This is a genomic window from Amycolatopsis bartoniae (genome assembly GCF_014191255.1).
Lineage (GTDB): Bacteria > Actinomycetota > Actinomycetes > Mycobacteriales > Pseudonocardiaceae > Amycolatopsis_E > Amycolatopsis_E bartoniae.
The window spans coordinates 141,399-166,262 of sequence record NZ_JACHWH010000012.1 but is presented as its reverse complement, the minus strand read 5'-3'; the positions used below and the strand labels follow the sequence as shown (position 1 = coordinate 166,262).

Sequence of the window (24,864 nt, the reverse complement as noted above, 5' to 3'; positions counted from 1 at the left end):
GGGACAAGCCACCCGGCGCCTTCTACTATTCCCGCAGTCGATCACATCACACCTGGGGGACCAGCATGGGCACGCGCCCGTTCAGACGTTTCGCCGTCCTGGCCGCGGTTTTCGCGGTCGCCGGCTGCACCGCGACCACCGAGGGTGCCACCCCGGCGCCGGGTGTGACCACGCCGCCGCCGAGCACCGCGCCGACCACCACGGCGCGGCCGTACGCGACGGTGACGCCCGTACTGGAGCTGACCGACCGCACCACGAAGCCCGGCACGAAGCTGAAGTTCGGCGAGCAGGCGGTGGTCCCGTTCTACAGCCAGTACGACAAGGGGCTGCTGGGGCTGAGCGTGACGGTCGAGACCAAGCCCGCGCCGGACGCCGACATCGACCAGCTGCCGCTGAAGGACGAGGACAAGGCGAAGCTGCGCGGGAAGATGTTCTTCTTCGTGCACGAGACGCTGACGAACCTCGACGGCGCCAACTTCACGGGCGTCTACGCGCCGATCCTCAACGTGAGCACCCGCAGCGGCGGTTTCCCCGGCACGCTGCTCGGGATGGCCGACCACAGCGTCAGCGGCTGCGAGGATCTGGCCTTCGCCCCGGAGGAGTTCGCCGCGAAGGGCGCGACCTTCGAGGGGTGCCGGCTGTACTTCGGCACCTCCTCGGACCCGGTGACGTCGCTGACGTACACGCAGAAGCCCTACGACTCGGCGAGCTCGAAGGCCGTCACCTGGCGGAAGTGAGGCTCACTCCGCGCAGGAGGACAACGCCTCCAGGGCCGGGATCATCTTCCGCAGCGCGGCCCGGTCCTCGGGGGCGAGCCGCTCGATCCGGCGCCGCAGCTCCGCCGCCTTGGTCAGCCACGCCTCCCGCACCACCGCGGTGCCCTGGGGGGTGATCGCGACCAGCGCCGCACGGCCGTCCTGCGGGTCGCGTTCGCGCCGGGCGTGACCGCTGTCGACGAGGGCCGCCACGATCCGCGACATGCTCGGCGCGCTCACCGCCTCCCGCGTCGCCAGCTCGCCCAGCCGCATCGGGCCCTCCCGCTCCAGCGTCGCCAGCGCCGACACCTCGCCCTGCGGCAGGCAGCCCGGCTCCTGTCTGCGCAAAGCCTTGCTGAGCCTGCCGACGGACACGTACAGGCGCGCGCCGAGCCGGTCGGCGAGCTGCGGAAGCGGAGCCATGCCCGGCATCCTCCCGCCAGGCGGGTTCGATGCCGGTGAGGCTGGCCGGTTCCGGACACCTTTCTTGCGCCTCCTCGTGAAGAACTGTCATGGTCCAGGCCAGTTCCGACAGGAGGGGACAACGGTGTCCGGACGTCACACCGCGGTACTGGCACTCGCCGCCGCGCTCGTTCTCTCGCTCGCCGCGCCCGCGGCAGCCACGCCCGGTTCGCTGTCCGCGCGGCTGTTGCGGGCCGCGGGCATGACCGACCCCATCGGGCTGGAGGACACCACCCCGGACCTGAGCTGGCAGTTCGCCTCGCAGGGCCGTGACGCTGCCCAGACCGCGTACGAGATCCGCGCCGCCTCCGACCCGCGGCGGCTCGGCAGTCCGGACCTGTGGGACACCGGCAAGGTCGCCTCGTCGGCCAACACCGGCGTCGACTACGCCGGAAAGCCCGTCGCCGCGGGCAGCCGCGTGACGTGGCAGGTCCGGGTGTGGGACGAACGCGGCAGGGCGTCCGCGTGGAGCGCTCCGGCGTTCTTCGAGCCCGGCCTGCGCGACTGGCAGGCGCAGTGGATCGGCAACCCCGACTGGGAGCGGGCCGCCGCGCACCCGATCACCGTCGACCTCGGCTCGCAGACCGGCCGGTACGTGCGGATCGACGTGTCGTTCCTCGAAGGCGCCACCACCGACCCGGCCGCCGCGGACCGGCAGGCCCGCCTGGCGCTCGCGGAGATCGAGGTCGGCACCAGGACCGATCCGGCGGTGAACCTCGCGCGCGGCGCCACCGTCACCACCTCCGAGTCCGATCCCGCGGCGGGGGAGTGGGACCCGGGCTTCCTCACCGACGGCCAGGAGCTGTCCGACCAGGCGCCACGCGGTTACCGCAGCCCCGCGCACCCGGGCATCGACGTCACCGCGCACCCGATCCGGCTGCAGCTCGACCTCGGCGCCGTCCGCACGTTCGACCAGCTGCGCCTGTACCCGCGTACCGACGTGACCGACCAGTTCGCCCGCACCGCGGACTACCCGCGGGACTACCAGGTCTCCGTCGCCACGGACTCCTCGTTCACCACCGTCAAGAAGGTGAGCAGGCAGGCGCCGCCGTCGGCGCTGCGCAGCCAGCCCGCCGCGCTGCCCCGGTTCGTCAAGGACTTCGCGCTGCGTGGCCGGGTCGCGAGCGCCCGGCTGTTCATCACCGGTTCCGGCCTGTACGACGCGGAGGTCAACGGCGCCGCGGTGAGCAAGGCCGTGCTGGAGCCGCCGAACACCGACTTCCGGGAACAGGTGGTGGCGTCCACGTACGACGTGACCTCGTTGCTGGACAACGGCCGCAACCGGATCGCCGTCGAGCTGGGGCCGGGCGACTTCGACGTGCACGACACGCCGGACGCGCCCAGCCGCTACCAGTACGTGAACAACCACTACGCCAACCCGCGACTGCTGGCGCAGCTGCAAGTCCGCTACACCGACGGGCGCACCGAGACAATCGCGACCGACGGCAGCTGGCAGACCGGTCTGGGGGCCACCACGTTCTCCAACTGGTACGGCGGGGAGGACTACGACGCGCGCCGCGAGACGCCGGACTGGGCACGCGCGGGCGCCGGCACCTGGCAGCCCGTCGTGGTCACTGGAAACCCGTTGCCCACGGCGAAGATCGTGGGCCGCACCGCGCCGCCGGTCGAGCCGGTGGACACCCTGCCCGTCGTCGCGGTGACCCAGCCGCGGCCGGGTGAGTACGTGCTGGACTTCGGCACCAACGTCGCGGGCTGGCCGCAGCTGCGGCTCGACGGCGCCGCCGGGACGCGCGTGGAGCTGCGCCCGGCCGAGAAGCTCAACGCCGACGGCACGATCACGCAGAGCGGGTTCCGCGGACCCGTGTGGGACAGCGTGACGCTGGCCGGGAAAGCGCTTACCTGGCACCCGCGGTACACCTACCACGGCTTCCGCTACCTGGAGGTCACCGGCCTGCCGGCGCCACCGGCGGCGAGCGCGATCGTGCTGCGCACCACCAACCACGCCGTGGGGTCGTTCGACTCCTCCGACGACCTGCTCGACGGCATCCACCGGATCATCGACCGCTCGGTGCAGAGCAACATGTACTCGATCCTCACCGACTGCCCGCACCGCGAGAAGCTGGGCTGGCTGGAGCAGGACAGCCTCGTGTTCGGCACCGTCTCCCGCGGCTACGACGTGCAGGCGTACTACCGGAAGCTGTTGCGGGACATGGCGGACGCGCAGACACCGAGCGGTCTGGTGCCCGACATCGCCCCGGAGTACACCGAGTTCACCGAGTGGGACGCCGGGTATCGCGACGACGCGAACTGGGGCGGCACGCTCGTCCTCGCGCCGTGGCTGCTGTACCGGACGTACGCCGACCAGGGCGTGCTGTCGACCTACTACCCGAACATGCGCCGTTATCTGTCCTATCTGGACGGTAAGGCGAGCGGCGGGCTGCTGGACGGCGGGCTCGGCGACTGGATCGGGATCGACACCAGCACGCCCCGCGGGTACACCGCCACCTACGGCTACCTCCGGCTGACCCGGACCATGGCGCAGATCGCCGACGTGCTCGGCGAACCCGCGGACGCGGCCGCCTACCGGCAGCGCGCCGGCGAGATCACGAAAGCGTTCAACGCGAAGTACCTCGACGCGGCGAACCACACCTACGCCTCGGGCAACCAGACCGGCGACGCGCTCGCCCTCGACCTCGGCGTGGTGCCCGCGGACCAGCACGACGCCGTGCTCGCCCACCTGATCGCGAACATCCGCGCGAAGGGCAACCACCTCGACGTCGGCGAGATCGGGCTCCCCGCGGTGATCGACGTGCTGTCCGCCGCCGGGCGTGACGACGTGGTGTACGACATCGCCACCCAGCGGACCGCGCCCAGCTACGGCGCCCAGGTGCTGAGCGGGTCGACGTCGCTGGGCGAGGCGTGGGACGGCCTGGCGGGCAACGCGTCGCAGAACCACTTCATGCTCGGCGCGATCGACGAGTGGTTCACCGCGGGGCTCGGCGGGATCCGGCAGGCGGACGGCGACGTCGGCTACCGGCACCTGGAGATCGCGCCCGCGGTGGTGGGCACGCTGACCGACGTGTCCGCGAGCTACCGCACTCCGCAGGGCGAGGTCCGCACGCACTGGCAGCGCCACGGCGACTCCCTGCGCCTGGACGTGACCGTGCCCGCGAACACGACCGCGAGGGTCGTCGTACCGCTGTCGGGCGAGGTGCGCGAGGTCGGGTCCGGCGACTGGACGTTCACCGCGCACGCCTGAGGGGTACGCCTGGCGCGTGACCGTCTACGAAGCGAACCGCGGCCTCGACGCCGAACCCGACATCGTCCTGAACACCGCGGCCGATCCCGCGCGGGCCAAGGCCTGGCTGACCGACGTGCTGGGCGCCGGGGACGTCCGGCTCGACACCGAACCGCCGCGGCTGCGGTTCACCTGGTCCGGCGGCAGCGGCGAGCTGCACGTCGACGCCGGAGGCGCGGGCGCGAGCACCGCCACGCTGCGGCTGGACTGCGCGGGCGACGAGGACCTGGCGCGGCGGGCGCTGGACGCACTGGCCGACGAGGTGGACCAGAACTTCGGCGCCGGCTGAGCTACCGTTCCCCGCGTGAGCCTGGACGAGCTGTTCGCCCGCCCGCCCCTGCGCTGGGGGCTGCGGGGCGACCCCCACGTGTGGGAAGCGATGCGGGACCGGTTGCGGGGTCAGGAACCGCCGGGAAACCAGTTCGCCGCGCGGACGCTGTTCGAGCGGACCTTCACCGAGGTGACGGGGGCGAGCCTGGACGGGCCGGTGGCGGAGTCGGCGAGCGTGTACCTGCCGCAGTTCCGCGTCGGGTCCGGGATGAGCGACGGGCACGTCTCCCTGCACTTCTGGAAGTTCACGGGGCTGCCGATCCTGCTCGATCGGTGGGCCGCGTCCGCAGCGCCCAGCGCGTGGCCGGAACCGTGAGCGTGCCCGCGGCGAGGAACAGCGCGGCGAGGGCGAACCAGCCCGGCAGACCCCACGTGCCGACGAGCAGGGCCATCACCGCCGGGCTGAGCATCTGCGCGCCGGCCTCCGCGCTCGTGGTGAGCCCCTGGTAGCGCCCGGTCGCGCCGGGCGGGGTGAGGTCGAGCGTGAGCGCCCAGCGGGCGGCGATGAACCACAGCTCACCCGCCAGGTGCGCGGCCGCGGCGAGCAGCACGAGACCGATCGCGACCGCGCCGCTGCCGCCCGCCGTCGCCGCGAACAGCAGGCACGCCACGGCCAGCGCCGCGCCCGACCAGACGGCGCGCGCCGCCGAGCGGCGGGGGCTCGTGCACCCGCGCCCGGCGGGGACCTGCAGCAGCGCCACGCCGAACGAGTTGACCATCACCACCACGCCCGCGAGCCCGGCGGGCAGGTCCGTCCCGCGCACGAGCCACAGCGGCAACGCGGTCGAGACCAGGCCCCAGCAGAGCGACAGCAGCCCGGTGGTGACGGCGACGGCGAGGAACGCCGGGTCGCGGGCGAGCTTCTGCGCGGGCGCTGGGGCGGGGCGGACGGACGGCACGCGCGTGAGCAGGACGGCGTACCCCAGTGAGGTCGCGGTGTTGACGGCGATCAGGACGTGGAAAGCCGCGGCCGTGTGCAGGGTGAGGCACACCGCGCCCGCCGCCGCGCCGAGCGTGTAGCCGAGGTGGCTCGCGACCCGTTGCCGCGCCAGATGCCCGAGCCTGCTCCGCTCGTCCGCGAGCTGGGCGACGTAGGCGGTGCTCAGGCCCGTGACGGCGCGGTCGGCCGTCGTGTTCACCAGCGCGGCCACCAGGAACACCGCGAGGTGCGACGCGAACACGAACGCCGCCATGGAGACGCCTTCGACGGCGACCAGTGTGATCAGCAGGGTCCGCGGCCCGAGGCGGTCGGCCAGCGCACCGACCGGCGTCGCGGCGAGGAGCCCGGCGCCGCCCGCGAGCATCAGCCCCAGCCCGACCACCGGCACGGGCAGCCCGGCGGCGGTCGTGAAGTAGACCGCCCACGTGGTGAACCAGGCGCCCTTGCCCGCGGTCGTGACGAGCACGCCGAGCGCCAGCGCCCGGAACGGGCCGGGTGGCGGGATCTGGTCGTGCCAGTAGCGGCGGAGCATCCACCGACATCTATCACGTATTCGTGAAAGGTGTAAGGTCGTTGTTGTGAACTCGCCCGGATGGACCAGCGCCGAGCAGCCGGTGGTCGCCACGGTGACCGCGCTCGCCCGTGAGCTGGCCGACCCGATCCGCCTGACGGTGCTGCAGCTGCTCGCGCACGAGGGGCCGCACGGCATGACACAGCTCGCCGACGTCCTCGGGGTCACGCCCGCCCGTCTCGGCAACCACCTCGCGAAGCTGCGCCAGGCCGGGTTGGTGGCCGGCGAGCAGGCGGGCCGCCACGTGACGTACCGGCTCAAGGACCCGGCGGTCACCGCGGTCCTGGACGCGCTGGCCGACTACGCCGGAGGCGCCCTGCCGCTGCCGAGCCCGGCCGCCCCGCCGGAACGGCTCTGCTACGACCACGCGGCGGGCAGGCTCGGCGTCGCGCTGCTCGACCACCTGCTGGCCGAGGGCGCGCTGCGCCGCGAGGCCGACAGCGACGTGCTGGCACCCGGCCCCGCGGCGGGTGCGGTGCTGGCCCGGTTCGGCGTCGAGGTCGCGGAGGTGGCGGGCTCGCGGCGGAAGCTCGCCACGAGCTGCCTCGACCGCACACTGCGCCGTCCACATCTCGGCGGCGCACTGGGCCACGCGATCCTGGCACGGCTGCGCGCGGACGGCGTAGTGGCGGTGGACGCCGACGGACGGACGCTGACGCTGGGTCCGGAGGCGGCCCGGCTGGCGGAGTTGCTGCCGGGTTTGTCCCCCGGCGCCTGAACCAGCCGTCCTGGTGATCTTGACCGCCGCCGGAACGGGTATCCCGACTGCGGACGGCGACCAGAAGGGGGCCGGGGATGAAGGCGATCGTGGTGTACCGGAGCTACCGCCGGACGGTCTGCGCCTGCGGACGCGTCCAGCGGCGGCTGCGGGTGTTCGGCACGCCGCGCCACGACGCGAGCGGCGCCCGCCTGCCCCGCCGGGTCGTCCGGCGGAACCTGCGGGCCCAGGCTCGTGCCTGGCAGCCGGATCCGGTGTGCGACCGGTGTGCCCGGCGCGCCGTCCCCGCGTTCAGCGGGTCAGCAGGTCGCGCAGCGTCTTGATCACCTCGGCGGGCGCCTCCTCCGCCATGAAGTGCCCGGCGGTCACCGTCTCGTGCGCCAGGTCCGGGGCCCACGCCCGCCACCGCGCCGCGGCGTCGAAACCCAGCGTCGCACCCCAGTCCTGCTGCAGCACCGTGACGGGCATGCGCAGCACGTTCCCCGCCCGGCGGTCTGCTGTGTCGTGTTCGACGTCCACTGTGGACGAAGCGCGGTAGTCCGCGACGATCGACGGCACGGCATCGCGCGAAGCCGCCAGGTAGGCCGCGCGCACGTCCGCGGGAATGGCCTCCGGCCGCTGGATCCACGCGTCGAGGAAGTAGCCGAAGAACTCGTCCGGCACCGCGCCGATCATCCGCTCCGGCAGCCCGGGCGGCTGCGCCATGAGGTACAGGTGGAACCCGACCGCCCCGCCCACGCCGTGCATCACGTCCCACGTGTCGAGCGTCGGCAGCACGTCGAGCGACGCCAGGTGGGTGACCACGTCCGGGTGATCAAGCCCCGCTCGGATCGCGACGAGCGCACCGCGGTCGTGCCCGGCGAGGGCGAACCGGTCGTGCCCGAACGCGCGGGCGAGCGCCACGACGTCGGCGGCCATGGTGCGCTTCGAGTACGTCTCGCCGGTATCGGCCGGCTTGTCGCTGTCGCCGTAGCCACGCAGGTCGGGGCACAGCACGGTGTGGTCGACGGCGAGGTCGGCGGCGACGTGCCGCCACATCAGGTGGGTCTGCGGAAACCCGTGCAGGAGCACGACGGGCGAGCCGGAACCCGCGACCGCCACGTTCAGCGCCACGCCGTCGGCGACGGGAACCCGCTGGTAGTCGAAACCGGGAATGCGCATGTCAGAACCTTTCTCCTTGGCTGCCCCCAGCGTCGCGCGGCCCACTGAGCGCTCACTGAGCACGCGCTGAGCGGCCGCGTACAGTGCCCGGCGAGGAGGGGAGATGCCGTCGGTGCGGTTCGGGGTGCTCGGCCCCTTGCGAGCCGAGGACGAGCACGGCCCGGTCGACCTCAAGGGGCCGCGGCATCGCGCAGTGCTGGCCCGGCTGCTGGTCGCGCGTGGCCGCGTGGTGCCGTCCGCCCGGCTCGTCGACGACCTGTGGGAATCCCCGCCGGACGGCGCGACGGCGGCGCTGCAGACGTTCGTGTCCGCGCTGCGCCGGGCGCTCGAACCCGGCCGCGCCCCGCGCACGCCCGCGCGGCTGCTCGTCACCGAAGGCCCGGGCTACGCGCTGATGCCGGAGTCGGTGGACGCCTGGCAGTTCGAGGCGGCGGTGGGGGAGCTGGCGGACCTGCTCGCCGCCGGCCGGGCCGACGACGCACTGACCCGGGCGGACGAAGCGCTCGCTCTGTGGCGCGGTCCCGCGTACGCCGACGTCGCCGACGAGCCGTGGGCGTGGGGTGAGATCTCGCGCCTGGACGAGCTGCGGCTGCTCGCGCGGGAGCGCCGCGCGGAGGCGTTGCTCGCGCTGGGGCGGGCCGCGGAAGCCGTGCCGGACCTGGAAAACCACACCAGCACGCAACCCTGGCGCGAGGACGCGTGGCGGCTGCTGGCCCTCGCGCTGTACCGCGCCGGGCGGCAGGGCGACGCGCTGGCCGCGTTGCGCCGGGCCCGGCGGGTGCTGGCGGAGGAACTGGGCGTGGACCCGGGGACGAACCTGCGCGAACTGGAGTCCGACATCCTCACGCAGGCGCCCCGGCTGTCCCCGGCCCGGCCCGCCGTGCCTGCGCTGGTCGGCCGCGAGGAGGAGTTGGCGCAGGTCCTCGACGCGGCCGCGGCGGTGGCCGCGCGGCGGCGGCTCGGGCTGGTACTCGTCAGTGGCGAAGCCGGAGCGGGCAAGACGGCGCTCGCCGAGACCGTGACGGCGCGCCTGGCCGCGCAGGGCTGGACCACCGCGTGGGGCGGCAGTCCCGAGCACGAAGGCGTGCCGGCCGCGTGGCCGTGGACGCGGATCCTGGACACCCTCGGCGCGCCCGAACCCGCGCCGGGCGGTGATCCGGTCGCGGCGCGGTTCTCCTGGCACCGCGCGGTCGCCGCGCACCTCGCGCGCGTCGCCCGGCGGGCGCCGCTGGCGCTGGTGCTCGACGACCTGCACTGGGCGGGGGAGGAGACGCTCGCGTTGCTCACGTCGGTGGTCGCGGAGCCGGTGCCGGTTCTGGTGGTCGCGACGTACCGCACCACGGACGTGTCGGCGAACCTGACGGCGTTTCTGGGCCGTGCTGCCCGGATCGAGCCCACGCGGATCTACCTCGGCGGGCTGTCGCGCGAGGCGGTGGCCGGAGTCGTCCGCCTGGCGACGGGACGCGGTGTCGACGCGGACACCGCCGCGGGAATCCACCGCCGCAGCGGCGGCAACCCGTTCTTCGTCCGGGAGCTGGCCCGGCTGTTCGAGGCCGAAGGCCCGGCCGGGCTCGCGGCGGTCCCGCCCGGCGTGCGTGACCTCGTGCGCTACCGCGTCGCGAAGCTGCCCGACGCCGCGCAACGGGTGCTGCGGCTGGCCGCCGTCGCCGGTGACGTCGACCTGCCGGTGCTCACGGCCGTCACCGGCGAGGACGTGCTGGACGCCGTGGAAACCGCGACGCGGCAAGGGTTTCTCGTCGACGGTGCCCGGTTCGCCCACGACCTGGTGCGCGACACGCTGTACCAGGACGTCTCACCCGTCCGCCGCGTCCGGTGGCACGCCGAGCTGGGGGCGGCGATCGAGCGGCTGCGGCCTCGGGACGTCGAAGCGCTCGCGCACCACTTCCTGCTCGCCGGGGATTCCCGCGCCGTCCGCTACGCCAAGGCCGCGGCCGAGCAGGCGGAGGCGCGGTTCGCGCCGCACGAGGCGGCCCGGTGGTGGCGGGCCGCGCTGGACGCCCACGGCGACGGCGACGTGCGCACGCGGCTGGACCTCGTCACCGGCCTGGTCCGCGCGCTCGCCGTGGCGGGCGGGCTCGCCGAAGCACGCCGGTACCGGGCGGAGGCCCTCACACAAGCCGAGCGGCTCGGCGATCCCGCGCTCACCGCCCGGGTGCTCGCCGCGTTCGACGTGCCCGCGGTCTGGACCGAGCCCGACGACCCGGAGCTGGCCCGGCGAATCGCGGAGGTCGCCGGGCGGACCCTCGAAGCGTTGCCGGACACCGAAACCGCCGCCCGCAGCAGGTTGCTGGCGACGATCGCGCTGGAACTGCGCAACGCCGGGGGAGCGCGGGCGCGCGACGCCGCCCGGCAGGCCGAGGAACTGGCGCGGGAACTGGGCGACCCTTCGGTGCTGGCGTTCGCGCTCAACGCGCGGTTCATGCAGTCGTTCGAGACCGCGGGTCTCGCTCCGGAAAGGCAGCGGCTCGGCGAGGAGCTGCTCGCGCTGGCCACGCGGCACGGGCTGGTGACGTTCGAGGTGCTCGCGCGGCTCGTGCTGGTGCAGGCGCACTCGGCGCTCGCCGCGTTCACCGCGGCCGACGAGCACGCGGCCGCGGTGGCGCGGCTGGGTGAGGACTACGGCATTCCGCTCGTGGCGCCGTTCGTGCAGTGGTACCGCGCGTTGCGCGCCTCGGCGGCCGGGCAGCCCGCCGAGGCCGCGTACCGGGCCGCGGCGGCACGGCTTTCCGGCACAGGAATGTCCGGTGTGGACAATGGGATCGGGCCGTTCGCCTTACTGTGCCAGGAGGTCGCGCAAGGACGGTTGCCTGAGGACGGCGACTTCGGGGCGTACGAGCCGTGGTGCCGTCCGCTCGTGCTGCTCGGCGCGGGGCGGCGTGCGGAGGCTCGTGCGGTGGAGATCCCGGACTCGCCGCGGGACCTGCTCTACGAGGCCCGCACGTGCCTGCACGCAGTCGCCGCCGTCGAGCTCGGGGACCGCGACGCGATGGCCCGGCTCTACCGCGAACTCCTGCCGGCCGCGAACGAACTGGCCGGGGCCGGAAGCGGGCTGCTGACGCTCCGGCCGGTGGCGCACTACCTCGGTGACCTCGCCGCGGCGCTGGGGCTGGCGGATGAGGCCGTGGCGCATCATCGGCAGGCGCGTGAGGTGAGGCGCCGTGCCAAGCTGGGCACATGACCCACTCGGCCGGTGACGACCAGGCCCGGATCGATGCGGAGATGGCCGCTTCGGAGGAGGAATTCCGCCGGGTCGAGCACACGGAGGCGGTGGAGCGGCGGGCTGGCCACCGCGAAGCGGCGGCCGACCGGCGGGAGAGCGCGATGGACGAGCGCGAGCAGGTGGCCGACGACCGCGAAGAGACGGCCGACGAACGCGACCGGGTGGCCGACGACCGCGACCGCGTGGCGGATGACCGCGACCGCAGGGCGGACGAGCGGGACCGGGTGGCCGACGACCGCGAGATCAGTGACCAGCTGGCGGACTGGCCGGAGGAGCGGTGACGGCGGCCGCCCGGCGGTGACCGGTGGTCTGGCGGTGACCGGCGGCTTGGTCGTGATCCCGCCATCGCCGCCGCGATCGCCGCCGCTGCCACCGGGACCGCCCCGCCGCGTTCGGCGGCCGGGTCCTGGCCGGTTCCGGTCAATTCGTTGCCCATCGCGCCGACTTCTTGAAAACGTCGGACGGAAAGCTGACCGACTCGACGAGGAGTGCTGCGATGATGCGCCGGCGGGATGTGCTGCGCGGTTCGATGGTGGTGGCGGTGGCCGCGGCGGGCGGGCGGCTCTTCGGGACCGTCCCGGAGGCCGCGGCCTCCGAAGCAGCCGAAGCAGCCGCGCTCGGGTGGGGTGCCGTCAGCGCCCAGACGCGGCCGTGGACCCGCTGGTGGTGGCTCGGCAGTGCGGTCACCGACGAAGGACTGGCCCGGCACCTGAGCGAGTTCGCGAACGCAGGCTTCGGCGGCGTCGAGGTCCAGCCCATCTACGAGGCGCAGGGCTACGAGGACCGGGTCCTGCCCTACCTGAGCCCGCAGTGGCTCGCCGCGCTCGACGCCACTATCCGGCACGCCCGCGAGCACGGCCTCGGCGTCGACCTGACCACCGGCTCGGGCTGGACGTTCGGCGGCCCCTGGATCTCCCCGCAGCTCAGCGCCGGGCGCGCGCTGGTCGGGCAGTGGGCACTGAGCGGCGGGCAGCGACTGGCCGAACCGGTGCGCACGGTCCAGCCGCCGCACCCCGGGCTCGTCGACGAGGAGAAGCTGTCCCGCCCCGACCTGCGCCCCCCGATGGACCCCGTGCCGGACCCGCCACTGGCCGCACTCGTGGCGAGGGAAACCGGCAGCGGCAACACACTCGACCTCACCGCCGCCGTCCGGGCCGACGGCACCCTCGACTGGACCGCGCCCGCCGGGAACTGGCAGCTGACCGCGGTGTTCAGCGGCCTCGTGCTCAAGCGCGTCGAACGGGCCGGGCCGGGCGGCAAGGGGCTGCTGGCCGACTACTTCGCCGCCGGCGCGATCCAGCACCACCTCGACCACTTCGGCGGCGCGATCGGCGCCCGGAAGGGAATCCGTGCGCTGTTCCACGACTCGTTCGAGCTGGAGCGAATGGACTGGACCAGCACCGCGATCGAGGACTTCGCGAAGCTGCGCGGCTACGACCTCGTCCCGCACCTGCCCGAGATCTTCAGTGGCGCCGGGGACGCCGACACGCGCGCCCGCGTGCTGTCGGACGTGCGCGAGACGTTCTCCGACCTGTTCCTCGGCCGCTTCGCCCAGCCGTGGGCGCGGTGGAGCGCGCAACGCGGCTGGCTCACCCGCAACCAGGCCCACGGCTCCCCGGCGAACCTGCTCGACATCTACGGCGCCGCGGACATCCCGGAAACCGAGTACACCGGCGGCGAGATCGTCCCGATCCCGGGGCTGCGGCAGGGCGCGGGCACCGGTCTGCCGCCGCGCTCGCTGTCCTGGCGGTTCGCCGCGTCCCCGGCGCATCTGCGTGGAAAACCGCTGGTCGGTGCGGAAACCCTGACCTGGCGCGACGAGCACTACCACGTGTCGCTGTCGCAGGCGAAGCCCACCGTGGACCTGCTGTTCGCCGCCGGGGTCAACCACGTCGTCTTCCACGGCACCGCCTACTCGCCCGAAGACGCGCCGTGGCCGGGCTTCTCGTTCTACGCGGCCACGGAACTCAAGCCCGCCAACACGATCTGGTCCGACGTGAGCGAGCTGACCGGCTACATCACGCGCTGCCAGTCGGTGCTGCAGGACGGGGCGCACGACAACGACGTGCTCGTCTACTGGCCGCAGCACGACCTGTGGGCGCAGCCGGACGCGGGCCTCGGCTCGGGCGCCGAGAACCCCGAGCTGACGCCGGACTTCACGTGGCAGGGCGCGTGGATCTACAACCATCCGACGGGCGCCGGAAAGGTGGCCGAGGGGCTGGAAACCCGCGGCTGGCAGTTCGACTGGGTGTCCGACCGGCAGCTCGCGGAGTTCCGCGCCGACCGCTCCGGAGTCCGCAATGGACAGAGCCGGTACTCGGTCGTCGTCGTGCCCGGTGCCCGGCTGATGCCGCTGGACACCGTGCGCAAGCTGCGCGACCTGGCCGCCGCGGGCGCCGCCGTGGTGTTCGCCGGGGACCTGCCCGCCGACGTGCCCGGCCTCGCCTCGCTCGACGAGCGCCGCCGGACGCTGGCGTCGCTGAAGTCCGTGCTGCGTCGTCGCGCGGCGGTCGTGACCGATGACGCGAACCTCGACAAGGCGCTCACCCACGCCGGAGCGGTGCGTGAACCCCTTGCCGACACCGGGTTGCGCGTGCTGCGGCGGCGGCACGACGAGGGACGGCACTACTTCCTCGTCAACGCCACCGCGAACCGCGTGGACGGCTGGTTCCCGCTCGGCGCCGACGCCGTATCGGTCGGTGCACTCGACCCGCTGCACGACACGAACGGCCTCGCGCCCGTCCGGCGGGTCCGCGGGCAGCAGCAGGTCCGGGTGAACCTCGAACCCGGCGAGTCGATCATTCTGCGCACCTTCGACCGCCGCCGGATCACCGCGCCCGTGCTGTCCGCGGTGGTGCCGACCGGGCGCGAGGTGCCCGTGCAGGGGACGTGGACGCTTCGGCTGGCCGGCGCCACGCACGAGCTGACCGACCTGAAGTCATGGCCGGACTTGGGTGAAAGCGCTTTCTCCGGCACCGGGAACTACCGCCTGGAGTTTCCCGTCACCCGTGCCGACGCCGGGCGCGACTGGCTGCTCGACCTCGGGGACGTGCGGGAGAGCGCACGGGTCCGGCTCAACGGCCGCGACCTGGGCACCGCCTGGTCGCTGCCGTTCCGGCTACCCGTCGGCCGGGCGCTGCGGGAGGGCCGCAACGTGCTGGAGCTCGACGTCACCAACCTCGCCGCGAACAAGGTGCGTGACCTGGCTCAGCGAGGCCAGCTCAAGACGAACTTCTTCATGAGCTGGCGGTCGGGGGCGGCTCCGCAGAACTGGCAGCCGGTGGCGTCCGGGCTGCTGGGCCCGGTGCGGCTGCTGGAGGTGCGGGACCGGTGACGGCGGCCAGGCCGCGGATTTCGTAGCCGCTGATCTCCTCCCGGTGGGTCACGCGCGGTTCGCCTTCGAGCCGGAACCCGTCGAGCGCGAACAGCCGGGTGAGCAGGACGTCGGTCTCCAGGATCGCGATCGGCGCGCCCGGGCACCGATGCGGCCCGTCCCCGAAGGACAGTCCGGCGGGGTTCGGGACGGTGCGGTCCGGGCGCAGGGTGAGGGGCTGCTCGCCGACGGCGGCCGGGTCGGTGTTCGCCTCGTCGACGAGCACCTCCACCCGCTCACCCGGGGGCACGGCCACGTCGCCGAGCGTCAGCGGGGCCGTGGTGCGGCGGGTGATCCGGGCGATCACCGGCTCCAGGCGGAGGATCTCGTGCAGGATCGCCAGCCGCTCGGGCTCGCCGGCGGCGCGGTAGCGGGCGAGGAGCGCGGGGTCGCTCGTGAGGTGCCACGCGGCGACGCAGACGAACTCACGCGTGGTGACCATGCCGGCGGCGGCGAACGTCAGGCACTCGCCGAGGACCTCGGCCGCGGTGCAGCCCTGGGCGAGCAGGTGCGAGATCAGGTCGTCCCGCGGCTCCCGGCGCCGCGCGCGCAGCGCCGGGCGCACGTCGGCGAGGTAGATGCGCAGCCAGTTGGCGTTCTGGCGGAACGTCCAGTACAGCCCGTGCAGGCTGGTGAATCCCGGGCGGCCGAACTTCTCGGGGAAGAACCGCTCCAGCCGCCGCCGGATGCCCGGCCTGCTCGCGGTGAGGCCGAGGACCGCGCGGACGACGTCGATCGCCAGGGCGAAGCTCAGGTCGGACAGCTCGGCGCGGCCCGCCGCGCGCAGCCCGGCCACCTCCCGCTCGGCGATCTCGACCATGATCGGCCGGTAGTGCTCGTCGACGCGACGGGGCGTGAAGAACCGCGCGGTCTGCCGCCGGTCCTCGCGGTGCTCCGGCCCGTCGCGGTAGAGCACCGGGCGGCGGACCCGCCGGGGCAGTTTCGAGACGGTCTCCACGCCGAGGCCCGCCTGCCGGGTTTCGGTGCTGCGCAGCAGTTCGCGGGCCTCGTCGTAGCCGCGGACCTGCCACGTGCCGTCGTGCGCGCGGGTGACCGGGCAGGTCGAGGCCGGGGTGCCGCGGTCGAGCTTGCGTGTGCCCATCGGGCCAGGGTCCTCAAGGCGGGGGAGGGCAGGACACCGCCGAACGGGTCAGCCCGTCGTGCTCTCCCGGACCTCCAGTGCGAACGGTGTCTGCACGGTCTGTGGCGGCGTGGCGGTCTCGCCGGTGATGCGGCGGCACACGAGGTCGATCGCGGCCTCGGCGAGCGCCGCCTTGTCCGGGGCGATCGTGGTCAGCGCGGGCACGCTGAAAGCGCTTTCCTCGTTGTTGTCGAAACCCACGATGGCCACGTCGCCGGGCACCCGCAGCCCGCGCTCCGCCACCGCGCGCAGGGCCCCGATCGCCAGGAGGTCGTTGAAGCAGAACACCGCGTCCGGCGGCTCGGGCAGGTCCAGCAGTGCCTGCATGGCCGCCGCGCCGTACGCCCGGTGGTACTTCTCCGCCGGGGCCACCAGCTCCTCCACATAGGACAGATGGGCATCGGAAAGCGCTTCCCGGTAGCCCGCCATGCGCTGCTCGCTCGTGCCACGCGCGGGGTTGCGGCCGATCGCGGCGATGCGCCGCCGCCCGAGCCCCGCCAGGTGCGCCACCGCCGTCCGCGCGGCCAGCACGTTGTCGATGGCCACCCGGTCGATGGGCACGTCCACCGCGTGCTCACCCAGCAGTACCAGGGGAATTCCGCCCGCGGCGTCCCGGAAGTCACCCGCGCGCAACGCCTCGGGATGCACCAGAGCGCCGTCCACGAGGTGCGGGCCGAGGGACGCGAGCGTCTCCCGTTCCCGCTCGCGAGTCCCTTGTGTCTGTTCGATGAGGACACTCCAGCCGAGCTTCTGCGCCGCGGTCAGCACGAGACCCGCCAGCTCGCCGAAGTACGGGATGTTCAGCTCCGGCACCATCAGCGCCAGGAACCCGGTGCGGCCGCGGCGCAGGTTCCGCGCCCCGAGGTTGGGCCGGTACCCGGTGGCGGCCAGCGCCTCCTCCACGCGGCGGCGGTTCTCCGGCTTGACGAACGCGTAGCCGTTGACGACGTTCGACACCGTCTTCACCGACACTCCGGCGAGCCGGGCGACGTCCTTGAGTGTCACGGCCACGGGCGGTCCCTTCGCGTCGCCGACGTCCGAACAGTAGTCGTCCGGCCGGTTTACAACGTTGTTCCAACGATGTAAAACTAGCGCAGGCTCCCCGGGTGATCCAAGTCACCCGAATGGAGCGGGCCCCGACGAAGCTGCCCGAGGAGTACCCGTGTCCCTGTCCCGCAGTCCCCGACTGGTCCTGGTCACCGCGGCCGCCGCCGCGCTCACCCTCGCCGCCTGCACCAGCCGCGAAGAGACCCCCGCCGCGCAGTCCTCCGGCAGCGGCCCCGCCGCGTCCGCGGCCTCGACGGCGCCGACGAGCGGGGGCTGCACGCTGACCCAGACCGGCTATCCCAAGATCGACCCGAAGACCGCGATCATCGGCTTCTCCCAGTCGGAGAAGGAGGCCAACCCGTTCCGGATCGCCGAGACGCAGTCGATCCGCGACGAGGCCGCCAAGCTCGGCATCCCCGCCGACCACCTGCTCACCACCAACGCCCAGAGCGACCTGAACAAGCAGATCAGCGACATCAAGTCGCTGCTCGACCGCGGCGCCCAGCTGCTCGTCGTCGCGCCGCTGAACTCCGACGGGCTGCAGCCCGCGCTCGACGCGGCGAAGGCGAAGAAGGTGCCGGTGGTCACCGTCGACCGCAAGGTGACCTCGCAGCCGTGCACCGACTACCTGACCTTCATCGGCTCCGACTTCGTGAAGCAGGGCCAGCGTGCCGCGCAGGAGATGGCCCGCGTCACCGGCGGCAGCGGCAAGGTCGCGATCCTGCTCGGCTCGTCGGGCAACAACGTGACCACCGACCGCACGCAGGGCTTCAAGGACGAGCTGGCCAAGACGTCCGGGCTCAGCGTGGTGGCCGAGCAGACCGGCGACTTCGACCGCTCGAAGGGCCAGGCGGTGATGGAGCAGCTGATCCAGAGCCACCCCGACCTCACCGCGGTGTACGCGGAGAACGACGAGATGGGCATCGGCGCCGTCAACGCGCTGCGCACCGCGGGCAAGACCCCGGGCAAGGACGTCAAGGTGGTCTCCGTCGACGGCACCCGCAACGCGGTGCAGCTCATCGCCGACGGCAGCTACAACGCGGTCATCGAGTCCAACCCGCGGTTCGGCCCGCTCGCGTTCCAGACGCTGCAGCAGTTCGAGGACGGCCAGCCGATCCCGGCGAGCATCGTGATCAGTGACGACTCCTACGACGAGACGAACGCGGCCCAGAAGGTCGGGAACGCGTACTGATGACGGCGGCCACCGACGTGCAGAAGACGACGGCACCGGTGCTGGAGGTGGCCGGGGTGACCAAGCGGTTCCCCGGCACCCTCGCGCTCGACGACGTCAGCTTCGCGCTGCGGCCCGGCGAGGTGCACGCGCTGGTGGGCGAGAACGGCGCGGGCAAGTCCACGCTGATCAAGGTGCTCACCGGCGTGCACCGGCCGGACGCGGGCGAGGTGCGCCACCTCGGCGAGCCGGTGGTGTTCCGCCGGCCCGCCGAGGCCCAGCGGGCCGGGATCTCCACGATCTACCAGGAGGTCAACCTCGTTCCGCTGATGAGCATCGCGGGCAACGTGTTCCTCGGCCGCGAGCCGCGCACGCGGGCGGGGCTGGTCGACTGGCGGCGGATGAACGCCGAGGCCAGGGCACTGCTCGTGGACTACGGCATCACCGAGGACGTCCGGCGCCCGCTGCACACGCTCGGCGTCGGCGCGCAGCAGATGGTCGCGCTGGCCCGGGCGGTGTCCACGGAGGCGAAGGTCGTCATCATGGACGAGCCGACGTCGTCGCTGGAGCCGCGCGAGGTCGAGAAGCTGTTCGAGGTGCTCGCCCGGCTGCACGAGCAGGGCATCGCGATCCTCTACGTCAGCCACCGCATGGACGAGCTGTACCGGGTGTGCGAGCGGGTCACCGTGCTGCGCGACGGCCGGGTCGTCCACAGTGGACCACTGGCGGAGCTGCCGCGGCTGGAACTGGTCTCGCTCATGCTCGGCCGGGAGGTCAGCAGGATCAGGGAAGAGGGCGTCACGGCGTTCGGTGAGGAGCACGACGTCGAGCGGGAACCCGTGCTGCGCGCGGAGAACCTGCGCGGGATGCGCAAGCTGCGGGACGTCTCGCTGAGCATCCGGCCGGGCGAGGTCGTGGGGCTGGCCGGGCTGCTCGGCTCCGGCCGCAGCGAGACCGCGCGAGCCCTGGTCGGCGCGTTCCCGCTCGACGGCGGGACCGTGGTGGTGGCGGGAAAGCCGCTGCGGCGCGGCCGGGTCGCGGCGGCGATGCGGGCCGGCGTGGCGCTGCTCGCCGAGGACCGCAAGACCGACGGCATCATTCCGAACCTGTCCGTGCGGGAGAACATCGCGCTCGCCGCGCTGCCGCGCCTGTCACCGTTCGGGCTCGTGTCGAAGTCCAAACAGGACCGGATCGTCCGCACGTTCATGGAACGCCTGCGCATCAAGGCGTCCAGCCCTGACCAGAAGGTCGCCGAGCTGTCGGGCGGCAACCAGCAGAAGGTGCTGCTCGCCCGGTGGCTCGCCACCGGCCCGCGCGTGCTGCTGCTGGACGAGCCGACCCGCGGCATCGACGTCGGGGCGAAGGCCGAGGTGCAGGCCCTCATCGACGAACTCGCACAGGAGGGACTGGGCGTGCTGCTGATCTCGTCCGAGCTGGACGAGCTGGTCGACGGCGCCGACCGGGTCGTCGTACTGCGCGACGGCAAGGTGGTCGACGAGCTGACCGGGGACGCCATCTCGGAGGACAACGTCCTGGCCTCGATCGCGGAGGGCGGTTCCGATGGCTAGCGCCACCCTCACCGCGCCGAACCGCGCCCGGACGGCAGCCTGGCTGCAGAACTACGGCGTGTACCTCGCGGTGGTCGTCCTGCTGCTGTTCAACGTCGTGTTCACCGACAACTTCGTGTCCGCCGCCAACTTCCGCACGCAGCTGGTGCAGGCCGCGCCGGTGTGCATCGTCGCGCTCGGCATGGCACTGGTGATCGGCACCGAGGGGATCGACCTGTCGGTCGGCTCGGTCATGTCGATCGCGGCCGCGCTGATCCCGCTCTACCTCGGGGCGGGACCCTTCACGGCCCTCCTGGTCGCCGTGCTCGCGGGCATCGTGTCGGGGCTGTTCAGCGGGGTGCTCGTGGCGTACCTGGGCATCCAGCCGATCATCGCCACGCTCGCGCTGCTGGTCGGCGGCCGCGGCCTGGCGCTGGTGATCGCCCACGGCCAGCTGGTCCAGCTGCACAACCAGGACTTCCTCGCGCTGGGCACGGGCGACGTGCTCGGCATCCCCACCATGGTCCTCGTGGCCGCCGTCGTCGCCGTGCTCGCCGGGCTGCTCGTGCAGCGCACGACGTTCGGCAGGCAGCTGGTCGCGATCGGCGGCAACCGGGCGGCGAGCACGCTGGCCGGGTTGCCGGTGCGGCGCGTGCTGGTCGGGGTCTACGTCGTGTCCGGGGCGCTGGCCGCGCTCGCCGGCGTGCTGTCCACGGCGCGCCTCGGCGCGAGCGACCCCAACGACCTGGGCCTGCTGATGGAGCTGTCCGCGATCACCGCGGTGGTCGTCGGCGGCACGCCGCTGACCGGCGGCCGGGTGCGGGTGCTCGGCACGGTGTTCGGGGCGCTGCTCATGCAGCTCGTGCACGCCACCCTGATCAAGCACGACCTGCCGGACTCGACCGCGCAGATGGTCCAGGCGGCCATCATCGTCGTCGCGGTCTACGTCGCGCGAGAGCGGAGCAGCCGATGACCGCACCGTCCGCACTGTCCGCCCCCTCCGCCCGTAACGCGGCGTTCGCCGGGGTGTTGCAGCGCCAGGGCGCCGCCGTGGTGCTCGTCCTCGGGATCGTCGTGGCGTGGTTCGCGTTCCCCCGCTTCGGGTCCGCGGACAACCTGCGTGACCTCGCGCTGCAGAGCTCGTTCCTCGCGGTGATCGCGCTCGGCATGACGTTCGTGATCATCTCCGGCGGTATCGACCTGTCGGTCGGGTCGGTGTACGCGCTCGGCGGCGTGCTGGCCGCGTACGGCAGCCGGTACGGGCTCGTCGTGGCGATCCTGCTGCCGCTCGTGGTGTGCTCGCTGATCGGGCTCGTCAACGGGTTGCTCATCGCGCGCACCGGCATGGCGCCGTTCATCGTCACGCTCGCCTCGCTGCTGTTCGCCCGCGGCCTGCTGCTCGCGATCACCAGCGAGGGCTCGACGACGTACAAAGTGGACGGTGGCTCGGCGTTCCTGCAACTGGGACAGGGCACGATCCTCGGGATCGGCGTGCCGGTGTGGATCGCGCTGGTGCTGTTCGCGCTCGGCGGGGTCCTGCTGCGGCGGACCCGGTTCGGGCAGGCGGTGTTCGCCCTCGGCGGCGCGGAGCAGTCGGCCGTCCTCATGGGACTGCCGGTGGCCCGCACGAAGATCACGCTCTACACGCTCAGCGGCGCGCTCGCCGGGGTGGCCGGCCTGCTCACCGCCGCGTACCTGCAGTCGGGCGTGACCGTGCTCGGCGTCGGCACCGAGCTGGACGCGATCTCGGTGGTCGTCATCGGCGGCACCCTGCTGACCGGCGGGGCCGGCACCGTCGTGGGCACGCTGGTCGGGGTGCTGCTGCGCACGCTGATCCAGAACGTGATCAACCAGGTCGGCACCCTGGACTCCAACTACCAGACCGTGGTGAGCGGCGCGTTCCTGCTCGTCGTGGTCATCGTCCAGCGACTGCTCGCACGCCGTCGCTCCTGAATCTCCTGCACGTCAATTGGAGGAGGTAACCCCGTAATGTCCCGTCCCCGCTGGGCGGCGCTGGTGGCCGCGATCGCCGCCGCCGTGCTCGGGCTCGCGGTCCCCGCCGCGAGTGCCGCGCCCACCCCGCAATGGCAACGACTCACACCCCCACTGACCACACCCTGGACCAACCAGGTCTCGCCGACCAACGCGCTGCCGGAGTACCCGCGCCCGCAGCTGACGCGGGACCGCTGGCAGAACCTCAACGGCGTCTGGGAGTTCGCCAAGGCCGACCCCGGCCAGGCGGCACCCGTCGGGAAGAGCCTGCCCGAACGCATCCTCGTGCCGTATCCCGTGGAGTCCGCGCTGTCGGGCATCATGCGGCACGAGACGCAGATGTGGTACCGGCGCACGTTCCAGGTGCCGCGTGACTGGCAGGTCGGCCGCGGCCAGCGCCTGCTGCTGCACTTCCAGGCCGTGGACTACGACGCGACGATCATCGTCAACGGCCGCACCGTCGCCCACCACACCGGCGGTTACGACGCGTTCACCGTGGACGTCACCGACGCGCTGACCACGAACCGTGACCAGGAGATCGTCGTCGGCGTCACCGACCCGAACGACCAGGGCGGCCAGCCGCTGGGCAAGCAGCGCACCCCCGGTGACGGCATCTTCTACACGCCCACCTCCGGCATCTGGCAGACCGTGTGGATGGAGCCGGTGGCCTCCGCGCACATCGACCGGCTCGACCTCACCCCGGACCTGGCCACCAGCTCGGTCACCGTCAACGCGGTGGTCGGCGGACCGGTGCGCCAGCGCGTGGAAGCCACGGCGTACGACCACGGGCGCGTCGTCGGGCACGTCAGCGGCGACGCGAACCAGCCGTTGAAGCTGACGCTGCGCAACCCGCACCTGTGGTCACCGGACGACCCGTTCCTCTACGACATCAAGGTGAAGCTGTCCGGCGGCGACGAGGTCGGCTCCTACTTCGGCATGCGCTCGATCAGCGTGGGCAAGACCGCCGACGGCAAGGAACGGATGCTGCTCAACGGCAAGTTCGTGATGCAGATCGGCCCGCTGGACCAGGGTTTCTGGCCCGACGGCATCTACACCGCGCCCACCGACGCGGCGCTGAAGTACGACCTGGAGCAGGAGAAGGCGCTCGGCTTCAACATGGTGCGCAAGCACATCAAGGTGGAGCCGGACCGCTGGTACTACTACGCCGACAAGCTCGGGCTGCTGGTGTGGCAGGACATGCCGGCGATGAAGGACGACATCGAGCCGTCCCCGGCCTCGCAGGTCAACTTCGAGTCGGAGCTGCACCGGATGATCGATCAGCACTCGAGCTTCCCGTCGATCGTCACGTGGGTGCCGTTCAACGAGGGCTGGGGCGACTACGACGTGGGCCGCATCGCCGACGAGGTCAAGTCCTGGGACCCGACGCGGCTCGTGGACGCCGAGTCCGGCGTGAACTGCTGCCGGTCCGAACCGGACAGCGGGCGCGGTGACATCTACGACGACCACACCTACACCGGTCCCGGCACCCCGATGCAGACCGGTACGCGGGCCGCGGTCGACGGCGAGTACGGCGGGCTCGGGCTGAAGGTCGACGGCCACCAGTTCGACCCGTCGGGCAGCTTCGCCTACGAGATGGAACCGGACAGCGCCACGCTCACCGCGCGTTACGCCCAGCTGCAGCAACGGTTGTTGCTCGTCGCCCAGCAGTGTGGCGTGTCCGCCGGGGTGTACACGCAGACGACCGACGTCGAAAAGGAGGTCAACGGCTTCCTCACCTACGACCGGCAGGTGAAGAAGATGGACTTCGCGGCCGTGCGGGCGGCGAACCTCGCGGTGATCAAGGGCGCGACGGGGCAGCCGGCGGCCGGTCCGCAGGTGCCCGCCGGAACGCCGGGCATCGACGGCATCGCGGCGTACCCGTTCGACGAGAACACCGGCACGGTCGCGCAGGACGCCGTCGGCGACCACGACGCGACGCTCGTCGGCGGGGCGTCGTGGACCGCGGGCAAGAGCGGTTCCGCCTTGGCCACCAACGGTTCCGGCCAGTACGCCGACACCGGCGCGGCGCTGCTCAACACCGAGGGCAGCTACAGCGTGGCGGCGTGGGTGAAGTTCAACTCCGTCGGCGACGGCTTCCAGACCGTGGTGAGCCAGGACGGCGGGGACCACAGCGCGTTCTACCTGCAGTACTCGGGCGCGGACCACAAGCTGGCGTTCAGCTTCGTGGGCACGCGGGCGCTGGCGTCCGTCACGCCGGAGCCGAACCGCTGGTACCACCTCGTCGGCGTGCGGGACGCGGCGTCGGGCACGCTCAAGCTGTACGTCGACGGCCAGCAGGCGGCGACGAAGAGCGTGTGCCTCGGCGAGGCGTCCACCGGGCACACCGTGATCGGCCGCGGGCAGTACGGCGGCAACCCGGTCGACTACCTCGACGGGGCGGTGGACCAGGTGCACCTGTACGACCGCGCACTGTCCGACGCGGACGTGGCCGCGTTGTACAGCAGCGGCAAGTAGTCCAGTAGAGACGGAGGCCGTGCCCTGCGGGGCGCGGCCTCCGTCCCTTTTTCACCCGGAGGTGGGGCGCGAGGAGGTGCGGGGGCGGGTACGCCAGGAGTACGGGAGGGAGGTCCGGCATGGGTACGGACAGCTACACGGTTTTCCTGGTGGTCGGCATCCTCATGGCCGCGGTCGACGGCCAGATCATCTACCGCAGCGGGCGCGGCTACCTCGACCAGGAGCGCGAGGACCCGGGGGCGGCGTCGGCGATGACGGTGCTCATCACGGCGCTGTTCCACCTCGTCGTGCTCGGGGCGCTGGCGCTGATCTCCACGGTGCACTTCCCGGGCGGCGACTCGATGCCCGCGATCATGGGGCGGCTCGGCGTGTACCTGCTCACGCTGGCGGTCGCGCACGCCATCACGCTGGGCGTGTTCGCGCGGCGCCGGGAGGAGCGGGTGGTCGAGGACCTCAACGCCCGCACGGCGCTGATCAACGGCGCGGCGGCGGTGCCCGACCCGCGGGCGCGGGAGTCGGAGGTGGACGCGGAACTCCGCGAGCCGACGACCACGCCGGTGCCGGGACAGGAGGGCCGCCAGCCGAAGGTGAGCCCGAACCTCGAACAGCGGGGCCCGTACTCGACGGGGCAGTTCTGACGGGACTGCCGCTTCGGCGGGTTCCGGTGGGGCGCAAGGGTTG

The 24,864-nt window shown here is 72.8% G+C and carries 20 protein-coding genes; 15 read left to right on the top strand and 5 right to left on the bottom strand.

Going from position 1 to position 24,864, the window contains the following annotated elements; translation table 11 throughout:
• Positions 1-65 precede the first annotated feature (65 nt).
• Positions 66-737 carry a hypothetical protein gene (locus tag FHX82_RS33270; protein ID WP_183176987.1) on the top strand — a complete coding sequence of 224 codons (672 nt, stop codon included), beginning with the start codon at positions 66-68 and terminating at the stop codon, positions 735-737.
• Between the two features lie 3 nt (positions 738-740).
• On the opposite strand, the gene FHX82_RS33265 is transcribed toward FHX82_RS33270, so the two are convergent.
• Positions 741-1,178, bottom strand: a complete 438-nt coding sequence (locus tag FHX82_RS33265) for a MarR family winged helix-turn-helix transcriptional regulator (protein WP_145935234.1) — start codon at positions 1,176-1,178, stop codon at positions 741-743.
• Positions 1,179-1,302: 124 nt separating this feature from the next.
• Between FHX82_RS33265 and FHX82_RS33260 the strand changes: the two genes are divergently transcribed.
• Genes FHX82_RS33260 through FHX82_RS33250 form a run of 3 tightly spaced genes read left to right on the top strand, consistent with a single transcriptional unit; the run spans position 1,303 to position 5,122 of the window.
• Positions 1,303-4,437, top strand: a complete 3,135-nt coding sequence (locus tag FHX82_RS33260; protein WP_183176986.1) for a family 78 glycoside hydrolase catalytic domain — start codon at positions 1,303-1,305, stop codon at positions 4,435-4,437.
• 16 nt (positions 4,438-4,453) lie between these two features.
• Positions 4,454-4,765, top strand: a complete 312-nt coding sequence (locus FHX82_RS33255) for a hypothetical protein (protein ID WP_145935232.1) — start codon at positions 4,454-4,456, stop codon at positions 4,763-4,765.
• 15 nt (positions 4,766-4,780) lie between these two features.
• Positions 4,781-5,122, top strand: a complete 342-nt coding sequence (locus tag FHX82_RS33250) for a MobA protein (RefSeq protein WP_145935231.1) — start codon at positions 4,781-4,783, stop codon at positions 5,120-5,122.
• On the opposite strand, the gene FHX82_RS33245 is transcribed toward FHX82_RS33250, so the two are convergent.
• A complete protein-coding gene (locus FHX82_RS33245) occupies positions 5,052-6,278 on the bottom strand; it encodes an MFS transporter (protein WP_183176985.1) in 1,227 nt (408 codons plus the stop codon). The genes FHX82_RS33250 and FHX82_RS33245 overlap by 71 nt on opposite strands.
• 46 nt (positions 6,279-6,324) lie before the next feature.
• On the opposite strand from FHX82_RS33245, the gene FHX82_RS33240 reads away from it, so the two are divergent.
• Both FHX82_RS33240 and FHX82_RS33235 read left to right on the top strand, forming a co-directional pair.
• Complete coding sequence (locus tag FHX82_RS33240) at positions 6,325-7,035, top strand: ArsR/SmtB family transcription factor (protein WP_229880309.1); 711 nt, start codon at positions 6,325-6,327, stop codon at positions 7,033-7,035.
• 77 nt (positions 7,036-7,112) lie between these two features.
• Entirely contained in the window at positions 7,113-7,358 is a 246-nt protein-coding gene (locus FHX82_RS33235; RefSeq protein ID WP_221216857.1) for a hypothetical protein, read from the top strand.
• Here FHX82_RS33235 and FHX82_RS33230 read toward each other — a convergent pair.
• Entirely contained in the window at positions 7,327-8,196 is an 870-nt protein-coding gene (locus tag FHX82_RS33230) for an alpha/beta fold hydrolase (RefSeq protein WP_145935228.1), read from the bottom strand. The two genes, FHX82_RS33235 and FHX82_RS33230, sit on opposite strands and share 32 nt — an antisense overlap.
• A gap of 103 nt (positions 8,197-8,299) precedes the next feature.
• On the opposite strand from FHX82_RS33230, the gene FHX82_RS33225 reads away from it, so the two are divergent.
• From FHX82_RS33225 to FHX82_RS33215, 3 genes are all read left to right on the top strand, one after another.
• Positions 8,300-11,395: an ATP-binding protein gene (locus FHX82_RS33225; protein WP_145935227.1), complete on the top strand. Its 3,096-nt coding sequence runs from the start codon at positions 8,300-8,302 to the stop codon at positions 11,393-11,395.
• The gene (locus FHX82_RS33220; RefSeq protein WP_145935226.1) at positions 11,392-11,718 is read left to right on the top strand and encodes a hypothetical protein; all 327 of its coding nucleotides are present in this window, start codon (positions 11,392-11,394) and stop codon (positions 11,716-11,718) included. The genes FHX82_RS33225 and FHX82_RS33220 overlap by 4 nt, the downstream gene beginning before the upstream one ends.
• 215 nt (positions 11,719-11,933) lie before the next feature.
• Positions 11,934-14,771: a glycosyl hydrolase gene (locus FHX82_RS33215; protein WP_145935225.1), complete on the top strand. Its 2,838-nt coding sequence runs from the start codon at positions 11,934-11,936 to the stop codon at positions 14,769-14,771.
• Here FHX82_RS33215 and FHX82_RS33210 read toward each other — a convergent pair.
• The gene (locus tag FHX82_RS33210) at positions 14,674-15,912 is read right to left on the bottom strand and encodes a cytochrome P450 (protein ID WP_145935224.1); all 1,239 of its coding nucleotides are present in this window, start codon (positions 15,910-15,912) and stop codon (positions 14,674-14,676) included. The genes FHX82_RS33215 and FHX82_RS33210 overlap by 98 nt on opposite strands.
• 48 nt (positions 15,913-15,960) lie before the next feature.
• On the bottom strand, positions 15,961-16,962 hold the full coding sequence (locus FHX82_RS33205) for a LacI family DNA-binding transcriptional regulator (protein WP_145935223.1): 1,002 nt from the start codon (positions 16,960-16,962) through the stop codon (positions 15,961-15,963).
• A 151-nt stretch (positions 16,963-17,113) separates the two neighbouring features.
• On the opposite strand from FHX82_RS33205, the gene FHX82_RS33200 reads away from it, so the two are divergent.
• From FHX82_RS33200 to FHX82_RS33175, 6 genes are all read left to right on the top strand, one after another.
• The gene (locus FHX82_RS33200) at positions 17,114-18,190 is read left to right on the top strand and encodes an ABC transporter substrate-binding protein (protein ID WP_145935222.1); all 1,077 of its coding nucleotides are present in this window, start codon (positions 17,114-17,116) and stop codon (positions 18,188-18,190) included.
• Positions 18,190-19,737: a sugar ABC transporter ATP-binding protein gene (locus FHX82_RS33195; RefSeq protein ID WP_145935221.1), complete on the top strand. Its 1,548-nt coding sequence runs from the start codon at positions 18,190-18,192 to the stop codon at positions 19,735-19,737. Before FHX82_RS33200 ends, FHX82_RS33195 begins: the two co-directional genes overlap by 1 nt.
• Positions 19,730-20,689, top strand: a complete 960-nt coding sequence (locus tag FHX82_RS33190; RefSeq protein ID WP_145935220.1) for an ABC transporter permease — start codon at positions 19,730-19,732, stop codon at positions 20,687-20,689. Before FHX82_RS33195 ends, FHX82_RS33190 begins: the two co-directional genes overlap by 8 nt.
• Positions 20,686-21,669, top strand: a complete 984-nt coding sequence (locus FHX82_RS33185; protein ID WP_145935219.1) for an ABC transporter permease — start codon at positions 20,686-20,688, stop codon at positions 21,667-21,669. Before FHX82_RS33190 ends, FHX82_RS33185 begins: the two co-directional genes overlap by 4 nt.
• 36 nt (positions 21,670-21,705) lie before the next feature.
• On the top strand, positions 21,706-24,183 hold the full coding sequence (locus tag FHX82_RS33180) for a LamG-like jellyroll fold domain-containing protein (protein ID WP_145935218.1): 2,478 nt from the start codon (positions 21,706-21,708) through the stop codon (positions 24,181-24,183).
• A 119-nt stretch (positions 24,184-24,302) separates the two neighbouring features.
• Complete coding sequence (locus FHX82_RS33175; protein ID WP_145935217.1) at positions 24,303-24,821, top strand: hypothetical protein; 519 nt, start codon at positions 24,303-24,305, stop codon at positions 24,819-24,821.
• Positions 24,822-24,864: the final 43 nt, after the last annotated feature.

Coding starts and splice junctions, on each gene's coding strand:
- FHX82_RS33270 (WP_183176987.1), top strand. CDS start 66: ATGGGCACGCGCCCGTTCAGACGTTTCGCCGTCCTGGCCGCGGTTTTC.
- FHX82_RS33265 (WP_145935234.1), bottom strand. CDS start 1,178: ATGGCTCCGCTTCCGCAGCTCGCCGACCGGCTCGGCGCGCGCCTGTAC.
- FHX82_RS33245 (WP_183176985.1), bottom strand. CDS start 6,278: ATGCTCCGCCGCTACTGGCACGACCAGATCCCGCCACCCGGCCCGTTC.
- FHX82_RS33235 (WP_221216857.1), top strand. CDS start 7,113: ATGAAGGCGATCGTGGTGTACCGGAGCTACCGCCGGACGGTCTGCGCC.
- FHX82_RS33230 (WP_145935228.1), bottom strand. CDS start 8,196: ATGCGCATTCCCGGTTTCGACTACCAGCGGGTTCCCGTCGCCGACGGC.
- FHX82_RS33225 (WP_145935227.1), top strand. CDS start 8,300: ATGCCGTCGGTGCGGTTCGGGGTGCTCGGCCCCTTGCGAGCCGAGGAC.
- FHX82_RS33220 (WP_145935226.1), top strand. CDS start 11,392: ATGACCCACTCGGCCGGTGACGACCAGGCCCGGATCGATGCGGAGATG.
- FHX82_RS33215 (WP_145935225.1), top strand. CDS start 11,934: ATGATGCGCCGGCGGGATGTGCTGCGCGGTTCGATGGTGGTGGCGGTG.
- FHX82_RS33210 (WP_145935224.1), bottom strand. CDS start 15,912: ATGGGCACACGCAAGCTCGACCGCGGCACCCCGGCCTCGACCTGCCCG.
- FHX82_RS33195 (WP_145935221.1), top strand. CDS start 18,190: ATGACGGCGGCCACCGACGTGCAGAAGACGACGGCACCGGTGCTGGAG.
- FHX82_RS33190 (WP_145935220.1), top strand. CDS start 19,730: ATGGCTAGCGCCACCCTCACCGCGCCGAACCGCGCCCGGACGGCAGCC.
- FHX82_RS33185 (WP_145935219.1), top strand. CDS start 20,686: ATGACCGCACCGTCCGCACTGTCCGCCCCCTCCGCCCGTAACGCGGCG.
- FHX82_RS33180 (WP_145935218.1), top strand. CDS start 21,706: ATGTCCCGTCCCCGCTGGGCGGCGCTGGTGGCCGCGATCGCCGCCGCC.
- FHX82_RS33175 (WP_145935217.1), top strand. CDS start 24,303: ATGGGTACGGACAGCTACACGGTTTTCCTGGTGGTCGGCATCCTCATG.